Source organism: Rhizobacter sp. P2_G4 (genome assembly GCF_056403575.1).
The window spans coordinates 586,458-600,964 of record NZ_JBFUFG010000004.1 but is presented as its reverse complement, the minus strand read 5'-3'; the positions used below and the strand labels follow the sequence as shown (position 1 = coordinate 600,964).

15 protein-coding genes and 1 pseudogene are annotated in these 14,507 nt (G+C 65.7%); 4 read left to right on the top strand and 12 right to left on the bottom strand.

Annotated features, from left to right (window positions below):
- The first annotated feature begins 121 nt into the window (after positions 1-121).
- Together AC1DYS_RS18755 and AC1DYS_RS18750 are read left to right on the top strand one after the other, a co-directional pair.
- Positions 122-2,241, top strand: a pseudogene (locus tag AC1DYS_RS18755) (glycosyl hydrolase family 28 protein).
- 80 nt (positions 2,242-2,321) lie between these two features.
- A complete protein-coding gene (locus tag AC1DYS_RS18750; RefSeq protein WP_477901848.1) occupies positions 2,322-2,810 on the top strand; it encodes an SET domain-containing protein in 489 nt (162 codons plus the stop codon).
- 27 nt (positions 2,811-2,837) lie between these two features.
- Here the strand turns inward: AC1DYS_RS18750 and AC1DYS_RS18745 are convergent, their stop codons facing one another.
- The 12 genes from AC1DYS_RS18745 to AC1DYS_RS18690 all read right to left on the bottom strand — a co-directional run bounded on the left by AC1DYS_RS18745 (position 2,838) and on the right by AC1DYS_RS18690 (position 13,417).
- A complete protein-coding gene (locus AC1DYS_RS18745) occupies positions 2,838-3,233 on the bottom strand; it encodes a hypothetical protein (RefSeq protein ID WP_477901846.1) in 396 nt (131 codons plus the stop codon).
- 54 nt (positions 3,234-3,287) lie between these two features.
- Positions 3,288-4,703 (bottom strand): pectate lyase family protein, encoded by a 1,416-nt coding sequence (locus AC1DYS_RS18740; RefSeq protein WP_477901844.1) that lies wholly within the window; start codon positions 4,701-4,703, stop codon positions 3,288-3,290.
- 151 nt (positions 4,704-4,854) lie between these two features.
- Entirely contained in the window at positions 4,855-5,601 is a 747-nt protein-coding gene (locus AC1DYS_RS18735; RefSeq protein WP_477901842.1) for a YkgJ family cysteine cluster protein, read from the bottom strand.
- A gap of 144 nt (positions 5,602-5,745) precedes the next feature.
- Complete coding sequence (locus tag AC1DYS_RS18730) at positions 5,746-6,372, bottom strand: hypothetical protein (protein WP_477901840.1); 627 nt, start codon at positions 6,370-6,372, stop codon at positions 5,746-5,748.
- Positions 6,373-6,409: 37 nt separating this feature from the next.
- Positions 6,410-7,009 carry a hypothetical protein gene (locus AC1DYS_RS18725; protein ID WP_477901838.1) on the bottom strand — a complete coding sequence of 200 codons (600 nt, stop codon included), beginning with the start codon at positions 7,007-7,009 and terminating at the stop codon, positions 6,410-6,412.
- A gap of 135 nt (positions 7,010-7,144) precedes the next feature.
- On the bottom strand, positions 7,145-8,092 hold the full coding sequence (trxB, locus tag AC1DYS_RS18720) for a thioredoxin-disulfide reductase (RefSeq protein WP_477901836.1): 948 nt from the start codon (positions 8,090-8,092) through the stop codon (positions 7,145-7,147).
- A gap of 5 nt (positions 8,093-8,097) precedes the next feature.
- Positions 8,098-10,014 (bottom strand): protein-disulfide reductase DsbD, encoded by a 1,917-nt coding sequence (gene dsbD / locus AC1DYS_RS18715; protein WP_477901834.1) that lies wholly within the window; start codon positions 10,012-10,014, stop codon positions 8,098-8,100.
- Positions 10,015-10,053: 39 nt separating this feature from the next.
- Positions 10,054-11,007 carry an FAD:protein FMN transferase gene (locus AC1DYS_RS18710; protein WP_477901832.1) on the bottom strand — a complete coding sequence of 318 codons (954 nt, stop codon included), beginning with the start codon at positions 11,005-11,007 and terminating at the stop codon, positions 10,054-10,056.
- A gap of 9 nt (positions 11,008-11,016) precedes the next feature.
- Positions 11,017-12,189 (bottom strand): DUF3570 domain-containing protein, encoded by a 1,173-nt coding sequence (locus AC1DYS_RS18705; protein ID WP_477901830.1) that lies wholly within the window; start codon positions 12,187-12,189, stop codon positions 11,017-11,019.
- Positions 12,190-12,212: 23 nt separating this feature from the next.
- A complete protein-coding gene (locus AC1DYS_RS18700; RefSeq protein WP_477901828.1) occupies positions 12,213-12,434 on the bottom strand; it encodes a DUF4266 domain-containing protein in 222 nt (73 codons plus the stop codon).
- A 17-nt stretch (positions 12,435-12,451) separates the two neighbouring features.
- Entirely contained in the window at positions 12,452-12,955 is a 504-nt protein-coding gene (locus AC1DYS_RS18695) for a TlpA family protein disulfide reductase (RefSeq protein ID WP_477901826.1), read from the bottom strand.
- 96 nt (positions 12,956-13,051) lie between these two features.
- A complete protein-coding gene (locus AC1DYS_RS18690; RefSeq protein WP_477901824.1) occupies positions 13,052-13,417 on the bottom strand; it encodes a hypothetical protein in 366 nt (121 codons plus the stop codon).
- Positions 13,418-13,656: 239 nt separating this feature from the next.
- On the opposite strand from AC1DYS_RS18690, the gene AC1DYS_RS18685 reads away from it, so the two are divergent.
- Together AC1DYS_RS18685 and AC1DYS_RS18680 are read left to right on the top strand one after the other, a co-directional pair.
- On the top strand, positions 13,657-14,034 hold the full coding sequence (locus AC1DYS_RS18685) for a hypothetical protein (protein ID WP_477901822.1): 378 nt from the start codon (positions 13,657-13,659) through the stop codon (positions 14,032-14,034).
- Between the two features lie 226 nt (positions 14,035-14,260).
- The gene (locus tag AC1DYS_RS18680) at positions 14,261-14,422 is read left to right on the top strand and encodes a hypothetical protein (protein WP_477901820.1); all 162 of its coding nucleotides are present in this window, start codon (positions 14,261-14,263) and stop codon (positions 14,420-14,422) included.
- Positions 14,423-14,507: the final 85 nt, after the last annotated feature.

Here is a 14,507-nt window from a genome sequence, read left to right as displayed (position 1 = left end):
CCGTGCAATGCAACACCCCGTAAGTTCATGGTTCCGTCAGCCTTTGGGCATGACTGGCCTGGGCCACGACCGTAGGCTCGTGGCCTGCCAACACCAACGTCGAGCCAAGCTCGCAGAAGCAATGCAACACAACAAGATGGAGCGCAGCGTGAGCATGCTCGCGGCTGCGTTGGTCAGCGTTCTGGCTGCCTGCGGTTCCGGCGACGACGCCGTCACGTCCAGTCCCGCCAGCTCGACGGATTCGGGCGGTTCATCCGGTTCCAGCGGCTCGCTGACCGTCAGTGCGGCCTGCTCCGCAGTCAACGTCAAAGCCAGCAACGGCAGCTCGTCGAACGTGCCGCAGAACCCCTGCGTGCCGACGCTCGCCTATGACGACACGAGCGTCACGCTGGTCTGGAACAAGCCCGACAACTACGCCAGCGTGGTCGACTACAACGTCTACCTGAACGGCACCAAGATCGGCAGCGCGGCCGAGAACAACACCGCCCATTCGGTGGCCAAGCCTTACATCGACCGCTTCTACGCGGAAGACACCGCCGGCTTCCACACCCGCATCACCTTCCACAACTTCCGCGCGACCGGGCTCACGCCGGATACCGACTACACCTTCACGGTTCGCTCGGTGGACAGCACGGGCAGCGAGTCGGCCGACAGCGTGGCGGTCGTCCGCCGCACCGCGCCGGCCTTCACGCGGATCTACAACGTCGCGACGCTGGGTGCCAAGGGCGACGGCACGACGCTGAACACCAGCATCATCCAGAACGCCATCGACGAGTGCGCCAGCACGTCCACCTCGGCCTACGGCTGCAAGGTGCTGGTTCCCGCCGATGCGGCCGGCGGCGCGGTGTTCCTCACGGGCGCACTCTTCCTCAAGAGCAACATGACGCTGGAGGTTGCCGAAGGCGCCACGCTGCGCGGGTCGAGCGACGCGGCCGACTACCCGCTCGCCAAGGGATACCAGCTCTACAGCTACTTCACCAACTCGACGGACGACCGGCGCCCGCCGTCGTTGCTGAATGCGCTGAACCCGGCGCACATGAACGGCAGTGCCGCGCTCGCAGACCACCAGGGCTACGACGAGACGCGCGGCGTGTTCAGCAACATCCGCGTCACCGGCAAAGGCAGCCTGGACGGCAACGGCTGGGCCCGCAGCGGCACCGACACCGTCGATGAAGTGGGCAACCGGCTGGCCTTCTTCGAACCCGGCAACGCAAGCAAGTGGAGCACGCTCGGCGTGCTGGCCAAGAGCCAGCTGCTGGCCGCACAGGCGGAAGCCGGCGGCACGCTCGATGCGACGCAGAACGCCAACTACTACAGCAATCGCCGCTCGAGCCTCGCGACCTTCCGCAGTGCGAGCAACGTGTACTTCGGCGACCTGAAGCTCACCAACCCGGCGTTCCACGCGTCATGTTCGTCGAGAGCGAGAACATGGTGTTCGCCAACAGCGTGACGCAAACGTTCGACGTCAACAACGCCGACGGCGTGGAGTTCGGCAACAGCAGCAATGCGCTGGTGTTCAACAACTTCATCGACAGCGGCGACGACAACATCAACTTTGCCGCCGGCCAGGGCAAGAACTACGAAGGTGTCACGCCCCAGCAGAACGCGTGGATCTTCAACAACTACATGCGCGAAGGCCATGGCGGCGTGGTGGCCGGCAGCCACACCGGCGCGTGGGTCCAGGACATCCTCGCCGAAGACAACGTGATGTTCATGACCGACAACGGCCTGCGCCTGAAGAGCACGCCGGCCACCGGTGGCGGCGCGCGGCGCATCGTCTTCCGCGACACCGCCATGCGGTCTGTCGGCACGAAGAACGCCGTCACGGCCGGCGGCCAAACCTTCACCAACAACACCAACGGCAACCCGTTCATCTTCACGCTGTCGTACAGCGCGGGCAGCAACGTCTTCGTGAACGCATCAGCCTCGGCCCAGTTCCGCGACATCACCGTCCAACGCGTGACGGTCGACAACGGCAGCACAAGCACCGGCGGCGCGATGATCTCGGTCGACGGCTACGATGGAACCGATGCCTCCTTGGGCTATGCCGAGACCTTCGAGGAAAACCTGGTGTTCGACACGGTGAAGATCACCAACGCCAAACCGGCCAGCATCAGCCGCCTCAAGAACACCGCGTTCAAGGACGTAACGGTCACGAACTGGGGATCGGCGAGCACGCCGTGGGTGATCAGCAATTCACCCGGGCTGACCTTCACCAACGTGTCGCCGGCGCCCCAGTGATCCAGCAGCAGTGACTGCCCGGCATGAAGATGGTCCGCCGCTTGCAAGCGGCGGGACAGGACCCACCAGCACCGTACACCATGCACACGAATGATGAGATCGCCACCGCCCCGCCTCTCGCGGCCATCGAGGTGCGCCAGAGTGGGGTGCATGGGCACGGCGTGTTTGCCCTGCGCGCGCTCCGCGCCCGGCAGAAGGTCGGAACGTACACCGGCCGCCGTTACGCACCGGACCAGGAGCACGACTCCTGGGACCAGCAGCTGACCTACCTCTTCGGCCTGTCCGACGGATCGATGATCGACGGCGCCCAGGGCGGCAACGAAACGCGGCACATCAACCATTCGTGCGAACCGAACGTCGAGGCGATCGAAGACCGAGATGAGGCCGGCCGCCTGGTCATCACCATCCGGGCCCTGCGGCGCATCCGCGCCGGCGAAGAACTCTTTCTGGACTACGCGCTCGACGTCGGCGGAGAAGACCCGGCCGAGTACCCCTGCCGCTGCGGGTCGACGCGTTGCCGGGGCACGCTCCTGGCCTTGTCGACTGACGAGGCCACCGCAGAGGGGTGAGATGCCGGGGGCTCGCGAGTGGCTCGGCTATCGCGGAGCCGCGCTGCCCGGCATCAAGGCGCCCTGCCCTGTGTCCAACGCCTCATTCCCGGCCACTGCGCTGAGCGCGTCCTCGCGAATCAGCACGCTCGGCAGCGCCTGCCCCGGGTAGCGCAGCAAGCACCAGATGCCGGGTTGATCCGCACGGGTGCCGGTGTGCAACGCCTCTGCAACGACCTTGGGGCTGCATTCATCGATGCCGGGTGTGAGCACCCGTTGTCCGATGACGAAGCGCCCCTTGGCACTCGTGAGCGCCGCTGCGAACGGCGAGGGTGAAGGCGAAGGCGACGCATCTAGGACGGTGCTTGCGACATGCCGCCGCAACGCCAACATCTGCAGCACGTTCCTGGAATGGTGATCGAAGCCTGGGTCGCCTGCAGACATGGGTGGCTACAAAAGCGTTGCTCTGAATAGATCAGCGGCCCGGGCCGTTTGCCATCAGGAGGACGACGTACCCAGGTGCCCTGGACCGGCCTGCTTGGGGACCAGCAGCGGAACGTTGCGCGCACCGTAAGGACTGGCGATGGCACCCGAGGGGGCCGACTTCAAGGCGTTTGGCACTGCCGCGTCGAGCGAGAAGTTGTTGGTCTGCGGCATCGGGTCCGCCACATTGGGGACGCAGTTTCGCTTCAGCGCCGAACGGCATTGGCTCGTCGTTGCGCCGCTCATCGGTGCCAAGGGCGCGAAGACATAGCCGTGGCCGCTGTTCAAGAGAATCGGCTGCTTGACGGTCTGGAAGTGGTTGCCTTCCATCAGCACCGTCGACGTGGCGCCGGGATTGACCGCGTAGTTGGAGCCGTCCTGGAAGTAGTTGTTGACGAAGTGAACGACCTGGTTGCTGCCGTGGATGTCGGGCCCGCGGCCGGAGAAGTCGTGGATCCAGTTGCTCGCGAAAGTCATCGAATCGCCCTTGCCCGCAAGCAGCACATTCCAGTAGTGCTTGCCGTCGCACATGTTGGGGTACTCGCTGCGGCCGTCGAATTCGTTCCACGAGACCGTCACGTTGGAGGCGGCCCCGCCCTGCCAACCGGTGACCAGCATTTGCCGGCCGATGCGCGCGAAGCGGTTGTGGTCGATCCACACACGTTCGGTGTTGCCAAGCCGGATGGCGTCGCCGGCAAAGATGATGCCGGGGTTGATGTCGCTGAAGGTGAGGTTGCGGATGATGACGTTGCTGACGCCGCTAGCCAGCATCAAGCCCTTGCCCTTGATCACGCCGGTGCTTCCCACGCCGATCAAGGTCTTGTTCGAACCGACCAGCATCGACTCGGCTCCGGCCTTGTCATACGAAATCTGGAAGGTCGGCAGATGGCGTTCCTTGCAGTGCGCCTCGTTGGGGTTCATCAACACCAGGCGCTCGGGCTTCCACGGCGAGCTGCACGACGAGTAGTTGCAGGCCATGGCCGGCAACGACTTCTCGGTCCCGATGAAGCTGATCGTGGTCGCCACTTCGATGATGCGGCGGGTGTCATCGGTGCACCGGCCACCCACGACCTTGTTGCACAACGCCTTGACGAGGTCGGTGGTGTTGCTCACCTTCACTCTCTCGGCCCCCGACCCGGCGCCGCCGGTGACCTGGCGCCCATAGCCGATGGCTGCGGCGGCATTCGGCGCCGGGACGGCGAGCGCATGCACCCTCTCGTCGTCACTCTCGCTTACTGACGCGTCCGACGCAGCTTCGGCAACGGGCGCAACGGCAGGCGGCGTTCCCTCGTTCACCACAGTCGCGTCAGCCGATGCCACGACCTCTACCGCGTCGCCATCAGCCGACTCAGCCGACGAATCCGCACCACCGCACCCGGACAAAGTGGCCACACACAACATGGCGGCCAGCCACAATTTTCTGTTCGTCATAACCTTACTTCCCCATGGTGTTCGGTGAATGAATGTAGGGTTTTCGAAATCATTTGGATCGACCAATCCCTGACCAATCCATGCCGTCGCCCACCGAGTTGTGGGGGCGAACACATGCAGAAGCTGATGGAACCCTGACGGGCACCACGCCTCAGATCAAGGAGCCATGGCTCACGGTCACCGTCGCCCGCGTGAACGCGGGCTGGCCCTGGGCGTACCGGTCACGGCAGGCCTGCGGGTCTTCGAGCGCTTCGTGCAGCGCCGAGTTGAGTTCGTAGAAAGCCGTATCGAGTCCGCGCTGCTCGAGCAGCTTGCGGTACCCGAGGTACTGCGAAACGCTCACCACCAGTTGCGGTGTAGAGAGGCGGATGGTGCTCATCTGATTCTCTGGCTGAGCGAACGAGCTTTCGCAGTCTTTCAACGACAGCGAGTGGTAGCGGCGGCAGTTCGACGGCCGGTCTTCGTACACGCTGCAGTCGCCGCCTTCATCTAGGAATGCGCAAGGCTGCGATGCGCTGGAGTTGGTGGCCGCATGCGGGCCGTTCATGCGCTCGACGTTGCCGGCCAGGCGCGCCACGACCTCGGTACGGCGCTCCGGCGACATGCGCTCGATCGCCTCCACCAGCACCAGCACTTCCTGCGGCGGCGCTGCCACCCGCGTGTGGCAGCAATACGAGCAGCCCCGGCGGCAGGCCAGCTCGTCGCCAACGTCGGGCGCCTGCTCCAGGCGGATGGCGTAGCGGCGAAAGTAGCGCTGCGTGGGCCCGTTGCCTTGTTCGGGCAGCACCGCATCGGCACTCGCGGCCGTGTACTCCTCGATCATGGTGCGCATGCCGAGCGCCTCCATGTCTTGTGCCGAGAGCTTCGTCACGGGCTTGGTCGAGGTCGACTCGTTCATGGTGGCTGCTTGCATCGCTGCGGTCTCCGATTGAGGGCTGTGGCTCTGAGATGAATGCTAAGGACGAGCAGGCAAAAAGACTCTCACGCTTGCGCGGCGCAAACCTCAACAATGCTCAACGCGGCGCATGGGTCGTGACGCCGATCAGCCCAGCGGATCGGACAACAGCACTTCGATGCGGCGGCTCTGCGCAGCATCGAGTACGCCACTGGCCAGGGGCGGCTCGCCTTGGCTGCCGACGCGTGCCGTGAGGCGCTCGGCGCCGACGCCGCGTACCGCCATGAAGCGCAACACCGAACGTGCCCAGGTCAACGGCTGCTTCGCACTGGCAAACGCTTTCCCGGTGGCGCCGCTGTATCCCACCACCCTCACCTGCACGGAGGGGTGCGACGACAGTGCGACCACCGTGGCCTCCATGAATTCGCTGAACCGGGCTTGCAAGGCGGCGTCAGAGCGCTGGATCGCGGCATTCGCCTCGACGCGAATCAGCAAGCGGTTGTCTGCCGTCCGCACCACTTCCACATCGCCGTTGGCAAGCGCTGCCTGCTGCACCGCCTGTGACACCGAAGCGATCGCCGGCGTCCAGGCATTGCCGTCGATCACCGACACCGGGGCCGACGGTGCTCGCAGAGGCGGTGCATTGGTTCCTGGTGCCGAGCCTTGCAACTGCGGACTGGGCTTCAAGCCAGGCCCGGCACAACCGGCGGCCAGCACGGCGAGCGCCACCCAGGCGGAGTGCCAACCCCGCGAGCGAACAACAAGACGGGTCATCACGACGCAGCTCCTTACTCGAACAGCTCGGTGACTCTCAGCCCGCGAACGCCTGCGGGCCCGTGCCGACGTGAATGACATCGCACAACAAAGGCAGCCCATCCGGGGCGAACGACGAGGGGCTGCCGCCGCCGAAGTCCGAGATCGGCCACCGCGATTCCTGCGAGCCGAAAGCCGGCGCATCTTCCTGCGGAACAGGCTCGCCGAGACGGCGGTTCGACGCGAGCTGCAGCAGCATCTCGCCACCGAGCAGACGCAGTTCACGGCTGCCCAGCTCGGCACGCAAACGGGGTCGCAATTCGCGCTTGTGGCTTTGCGCGTAGCGCAGCATCTCCTGCTGCAGCTTGAGCATGGCCGCATGGGCGGCGGCATGCGTTTGCGCATGCCGCGCGAGCGCGTCCGCGGCACGCTGCTTCAGGCGCAGGTGATGCACGAGCATGGCGGGCGGCACATTCGCCACCACGGCCAGCAAGGCCGGGTACATCATCCGGTCTTCGGCGAAGAGGTAGGCCTCGATCCGCCCGGCGATGCTGCGGCCCCGTTGCTGGCGCAGGCTCTCGTCGCGCATCTCGGCATAGGCTTCAAAGTCGCTGGCGATGCGGCTCAGCTCGCGTTCGATCAGGTTCAGTAGGTTCATGTCGCGCCCCTGCGTATTGCGTCAGGAGCAGACTAAGAGCCGCGGGCCTGGCAACCCGGGTGCGGGCCGAAGCAATCGCTTTCTGCGCGAAGCCGCCGGGCACCGGGCTGCCGCAGCAGCCCGGCCAGCACATGGTCAGTGCTCCAGGAACCGCTGCGCATCCAGCGCGGCCATGCAGCCCGTGCCGGCGCTGGTGATGGCCTGCCGGTACACGTGGTCCTGCACGTCGCCCGCCGCGAACACGCCGGGCACATTGGTCATGGTCGCCAGGCCTTCGAGCCCGCCACGGGTGACGATGTAGCCGTCCTTCATCTCCAGCTGACCTTCGAAGATGGCGGTGTTGGGCTGGTGGCCGATGGCGATGAAGCAGCCTGTGAGGGCGAGCTCCTTGGTGCGGCCACCTTCCGTGCTCTCGAGGCGAACACCGGTCACGCCGCCGCTGCCACCCAGCACCTCGTCCAGCGTGTGCCAGAGGTGCAGCTCCATCTTCCCGGCCTGCACCTTGTCCATCAGCTTGTCCACCAGGATGGCTTCGGCCCGGAACTTGTCGCGCCGGTGGATGAGGTGCACCTTGCTCGCGATGTTGGATAGGTACAGCGCCTCTTCGACGGCGGTGTTGCCGCCACCCACCACGCAGACCTCCTGGCCGCGGTAGAAGAACCCGTCGCACGTGGCGCAGCCGCTGACGCCGCGGCCCATGAAGGCTTCTTCTGACGGCAGCCCGATGTACTTGGCCGACGCGCCGGTGGCGATGATGAGCGCGTCGCAGGTGTAGCTCCCCGAATCACCGGTGAGCGTGAACGGGCGCTGGGAGAAGTCGACCCGGTTGATGTGGTCGAACACGATCTTCGTGTTGAAGCGCTCTGCATGCTGCAGAAAGCGCTGCATCAGTTCCGGGCCCTGCACGCCCATCACATCGGCGGGCCAGTTGTCGACTTCGGTGGTGGTCATCAGCTGGCCACCCTGTGCAATGCCCGTGACCAGCAAGGGCGCGAGGTTGGCCCGGGCCGCGTAGATGGCCGCGGTGTAGCCGGCGGGGCCGGAACCCAGGATCAGGACCTTGGCGTGTTGCGATGCATGCATGGAGTTCAACCGCCGGAAAGCTTGAACTGGTCCAGGTGCTGGCGGAACGCCTCGGCATCCTGAAAGCCGACGACACGCGCCTCGCCCCGCTCATTGCCTGCCGGCGCGAAGAACAGCAACGCGGGCGGGCCGAAGAGGCCGTACCTGCGCATCAGCGCCTTGTCTTGCGCGTTGTTCGCGGTGACGTCGACGCGGAGCAGCGTTACGCCGGCCAGGCGCTGGCGCACGGCCTCGTCGCTGAAGGTCAACGCCTCGAACTCCTTGCAGGCCACGCACCAGTCGGCATAGAAATCGAGCATCACCAGTCGGCTCGATGCGTGCACGGCGGCGTCCAGCCCCGCCAGGTCGGTGATCGTGCGGAACTCCAGCTCGGCCCGGCTCGACGCGGACGCCACGGCCTGGCCGCCTGTGCCTGCCATCGAGAGATGCTTCAAGGGCTGCAGCATGTCGCGCCCACCGGAGGCAATGCCGGCCAGTTGAAGCGTCGCCAGCACGGCGAGCATCAGGCCCACGCCCTTGGTCAACGCGCGACGTGGTGTCACGGTGTCGGGCAGGCGCTCGAAGGCGCCCAGGTAGACGGCGCTTGCCAGCAGCAGGCCGGCGGCGCCCAGCATCAGCGCCCACGAAGGCAACACCGGCGAGAGCATCCACAAGGCCACTGCGAGCAGCATCACGCCGAAGAAGTGCTTCACGCGTTCCATCCAGCCACCGGCGCGCGGCAACAAGGAGCCGGCCGACAAGCCCACCAGCAGCAAGGGCACGCTCATGCCGCTGGCCAGCGCAAACAGGGCGGTGCCGCCGAGCACCACATCCTTGGTCTGGCTGATGTAGACCAGCGCACCCGCCAAGGGTGCCGCGACGCAGGGCCCGACGATCAATGCCGACAGCCCGCCCATCACGAACACACCGGCGTACTGCCCGCCCTGCAATTGGCCCGACATCTGCGTCAGGCGGTTCTGCAAGCCGCTGGGCATCTGCAGTTCATACACACCGAACATCGACAGGGACAAGACCGCCAGCAGCAGTGCAAAGGCGCCCAGCACCCAGGCGTTCTGCAAGGCGGCGGCCAGGCCCTCGCCCATCAGCCCGGCCGCCATGCCGAAGGCCGTGTAGACCAGCGCCATGCCAAGCGAATAGGCCAGTGCCAGCGAGAAGCCGCGGGCCTTCGACACCTTCCCGCTCTGCCCGACGATGATCGACGAGAGGATGGGAATCATCGGCAACACGCAGGGCGTGAACGACAGCAGCAGCCCCGCGAGCAGGAACACCCCCGCCACCGTCAGCAAGCTGCGCGACTGCAAGGCACTTGCGAAGCGGCCCAGCTCGCCCGAAGCCGCCGGGGCTGCACTCGCACCCGTCGATGCAGCAGCCGCAGACGGCGGGGCAAGGGCGATCGGCGACGACGCATCCGCCTCGGCCAGCGCGCTGATGTTGAACGCGGCCGCACCTGTCGCACCCGCAACCGGCTCCACCTGGAAGGCCCGCTGCATCGGCGAATAGCACAGGCCCTTGTCGGCACAGCCCTGGTTGCCCACGATGAGCTTGAAGGCCGCAGCTGGCGTAGCCGACAACGGCAGCACCATGGTGACTTCGTCGCGGAAGTACTCCACCTCCTTCTTGAACGTTTCGTCGAACTTGGTCTTGCCTGGCGGAATCTGCAGATCGCCCCCCGGCACGGCAGCAGGCTGCGTCTCGACGTTGAGCCTTTCGCGGTAAAGGTAGTAGCCAGGCGCGATCACGAAGCGCATGGCAATGTGCTGCGCGTCCATCGGCTGCACGGACAGCTTGAATGCGTCTTGCGGTTCGAGAAATTCTTCTGCCGCCACGGCGAGCTGGTGGGTGGAACCCAGCGCCAGCAAGCTCAATGCGGCAAGCGATCTTCGCCAGGCCGCGGGGCGCCGAGCTGTACCAAGGGTGTTCATCACAATCGTTCCTGTCAAATCGAGAGATCGAATCGCAGATCAGTTGAAGGCCAGCGCGGCTTCACGCTGGTGGAGTCGGCCTTCGCCGTCCACAGCGAGGTAGCCGACGTTCTGGGCGGCGAGGTAGGGCAAGGCGTCTGGCCCCTTGAGCATGGCCACGGTCGTGAGCGCACCGGCGGCAAGGCAGGCAGGCGCGACGACGCTGACGGAGCGCCATGCCGTCACCGGCCAGCCGGTGCGCGGGTCCAGCACATGGCAGTAGCGGGCACCATCGAGTTCGAAGTAGCGCTCGTAGTCGCCGCTCGTGGCCAAAGCGCCTGTGGCCAGCGGCACCTCGGCGAGCAGGCGGTCGCACTCTCGCGGATGCTGGATGCCCAGTTGCCAGGCCTGGCCATCGGGTCGCGGCCCGATGACGCGGATGTCACCACCCAGGTTGACCAGGCCGTGGTTCACGCCACGCTCCTGCAACACCGAGGCAGCACGGTCGGCTGCGTACTCCTTGCCGAAGCCGCCGAAGTCGAGTTCCATGCCGCGCAGCGGCAGCTCGATGCGAGCACCGCGCCACACAACCTTGCTCCAGCCGACGAGCGGCATCAGGGCATCGATCGCATCGCCTTGCGGCAGCCGGCCGGCGCGAAAGTCCCAGGCCTTGCGCAGGGCGCCCGAGGTGATGTCGAACAGCCCATCGCTCAGGCCATGCAGGCTCGCGGCAAAGTCGATCAGGCCGGCCGTCTCGGCGTCCACCTCGACCGCCCTGCCGCTGCCGGCCGCCGCATTGATGCGCGAGACGACGCTTGCGGCGCGATAGCGCGAGAACTTGGCTTCGATGCGGCGCACCTCGTCGATGGCCAGGTGCGCCAGCTGCTCGGCCTTGCGACGCGAGATCCCCGCGATGCGGATCTCGCAGACGCTGGCCATGGCCGAGAACGCAAAGCCGAAATCATTGCCGGCGCGTTTCGACGCATCTCGCGGGGCCAGCGATACCTGGAACATCGCCGAGCCTCAGAACTTGCGGCTCGCGCCGAGTTGGATGAAGCGGGCGCGGAAGGTGTCCACGCCGCTCGACCCGGACCCACCGAGGTGCCACTTGGAGCGCTGCTCGTAGGCCTCGAGGTTGAGGTCCACGGTCCACGCGGCGTCGAGCTTGTATTCCGTCTTGAGACCCAGCGTGATGGCACCGAACGACGAGAGCCGCTGGTCGCCGGAGTTCAGCTGCCCCGGCTGCAAGGCCGGCACGACAGGGAAGCCACCCGCATCGATGCGTGCATCGGCATAGAAATCGGCCGCGCTCTGGCTGTACAGCCGCACCAGCGGCGTGAAGGCCAGCGCTGCGGTCACCGGCTTCACCCATTCGCCTTGCAGCGTGTGGGCGTCGACGCCAAAGTTGTCGCGGTAAAAGCGGTAGCTCGTTCGCAGCGTGGACTGGTCGCCGAGCAGGTGGTGGTTCCAGCGCGCGAGAAGCGCGCCCTGTTTGCGCTTGTCGGGCCGCACGTCGAATGCCTTGTAAGGGTCGTCGTAGTAGCCGTGCCCTGCGCTGTAGGTGAGATTGAGCTGCACGATGTCGACGCTCGACAGTGCCCGCGTCACACCGGCGATCCACTCGATGGTGTGCTTCTTCTGGTCGTGCGTGTCGCCGGAGAATCCGCCGCCGGTGGGGTCGATCTCGTCCGACGACCCGCCCACACCCAGGTTCCACGTGGTGTTGTTGTCGGCACTCGACCAGCTGCCGCTCAGGGACAACGCGTTGGACGCGTAGTCGTGCTCCTTCGACCGGCTCACGCCCAGCGCGTAAGAAGACCGTTCGAAGTAGCGCTTCACCTTCACGTCGGCGGCCTTGCGCTCTTCATGCATCACCGATGCGCTGGAGACCGACGATTGCCAGCGCGGCGTGGCACCCGACAAGGAATCGACCACCGCCGACCCTTCAACCGCCCACTGCGAACCGATGGGCGTCATCAGGTAGAGGGAAGGTGAATTCACCTTGATGCGTTTGAGCCCGGGCTGCGAGTCTTCGTAGTGCAGGTACTTGAACGCGATGACGCCGTTGTCGGGCGCAGTTTCGGCGTGTGCCGGTGCGATCCAGACACCCGGCAGGGACAAGGCCGCCAGGACCACGGCGCCTTTGCCGTGGGCCGAGACCGGCGCAGATTTCTTGCGTTGGAGCGCGCGCTTCATGAGGAGCTTTCCGGTTCGGTTGATCAATTGCAGCCGCATCCGCCGCCGCCCACGCCATACCCGCCCGACGCGTTTTCCTTGCTCGTGTAGATGTGCTGCCTGAAGCGCTCACCCAGTGCGTCGCTGCCCATCGTCATCTCCGGCTTGGCGAGACTGCTCTTCTCCCAGGCCTCCGGCGCCGTCATCGACGAGCAACCGGCGAGCGCAGCCACACAGGCCGCCCACAGCGGCATCAGCTTCTTCATGTCGTACCTCTTTGAGTTCAGTTCGTCTTCGCGGCCAGTGCGGCGGCCAGCTTCTGTTCCAGGTCCTTGCGGTCTTCCTCACGGAAGCCCTGGTGGACCAGCAGCACCTTGCCGTCCTTGCCGATCAGCACGGAGGTGGGCATGCCCTTGATGCCGAATCGCTTGGCGGAGTCGCCCTTCGCATCGAAGGCCAGCGCAAACTGCGCCGGCACCTGCGCGAGGAACTGATCAGCATCGGCACGCTTGGCGTCGAGGTTGACGCCCACGATCTGCAGGCCGCTGGCGCCGTACTTGCGCTGCATGTCGTTCATCCATGGAAAGGACGAACGGCACGGCCCGCACCACGAAGCCCAGAAATCGAGGTAGACCACCTTGCCTTGCAGGTCCGACAGCTTGTGCGCCACCGTGGCGCCGACGAGGTCGATCTCCGGCGGCGCCTGGCCGACGTCGACAGCGAACGCCGGTGGGGCAGCGAGTGCCAGGCACAGGCCGGCAGCCATGGCAGCTTCGATGAGCTTCATGCAGGTTCTTTCTTGGGAGTTGGGTGACCGCGCCATGCAACCGACGAAGTCAATGTTTGGCGCAGAGCCAGCGCTCCACGCCAAACGCCAGCGGTCTCAGGTGCAACTCGGCGTCACGTTGTGCGCGTGCTGGGACACGGTGGATGAAGTCACCGTGATGCTCTGCCCCGCTTTCAGCTGCTTCAGCTGATCGGGTGTGAACGTCACCGTGTGGTCATGGCTTGCCGAGCCGGCGATGCTGTAGGTCTTGTCGACGGCCGAGTCGAGGTCGGCCACGGGGATCGAGAGCGTGTGGCCGTGGTTGCTCGAGATCGCTGCGCCGGTGGAGCCACATTGAGTTCCGCCGCTGCTGGGCGTGCTGCTGTCGTCGTCACCACCGCCACCACATGCCTGCAACAGCAGGAGGATGGCACCTCCGGTGGCCGCGCCCAGAAATCCCTTGCGGGTCATCGTCATCGTCATTCAATCGCTCCTTGCCTCGATGGGCTGTTCAGTGCCCGAACGAGCGTCCGGGTCCGGGAAGCAAGCCAGCCATCGCGTACTCGCGGTGATGTGGTGCTTCTGTCGGTGAGTGCGGCCCGCGCGCCGAACGGTTGCAACGGTCGTGAAGAAATATTCCCGAGCCGCCTTTCGCGTGTCCGCGCTCGCTTTCGCGTTCGCGCGTCTCGATTGACTCGCGATGACCGGACACTGGCCGCACCATGACGCTTGCCAGGATCCCGCCCGTCAGCAACGTGTTCAGCGGCAACGCCGACCACGGGCACGACCCGCGCGACGACACCGCGCCACCGCCAGAGCTGGCGCCGACACCGACGCTAAGTTCCGAGGTGATCCGCCGCTTCCACGCGCTGATCGACGAGGTGACCAGCGAGCTGATGCGGGACGCGCGACTGGACCGTCACACCTGCCGCGCCGACGCCATCGCGCTGCTGATCGCCGCCAGCGAGCAGGCCGATGCAGTGTTCGACAGTGGCGAAAGCCCGCTCATGTACCTGCTGCTCGAAGAGCAGCAAAAGACAGCAGCGGCCCTGGGACATGCCGGAGACTCCGGCTCCGCTCCCGCGTTCTTGAGAGCCTGAGGAGATTGCCATGTCCATCAATGGCCTGAGAAACCCGGCGAGCAGTGCGCTACCGCACCCTGTCGCCCACGGCAGCTCCGAGGTCGACGCGAACAAGCCCGCCCCCGGAATGCTCGATGCACATCGCACCGCCTTGCCTGACCGTCCACCGCAACACTCGGGTGAGGCAGTGGCATCTCCACGCATTGTCCTGTCAAAGCTCGGTACCGTTCAGACGGAGCCCGCAGTGGACGCTTTGGCAGACACAACGCAGGCGATCGCCACGAAGGTGTTGGGCGACGTCGCCAGTGGCAAGCTCACGCTGTTGGCAAGCCATTCGGCCACTTCCCTCACAGCCGCTGCAAGCGCTGCAGCCAAAGGTGTGATGGCGCTCAGGAACGATCTGTAGCTTCGACTGAAATGGCGTCGGCAAGGCGGCGCTGCGCCTCGCCGCCCTTCACCACAGACTGCACCGATTCATGCGCATGGCACGC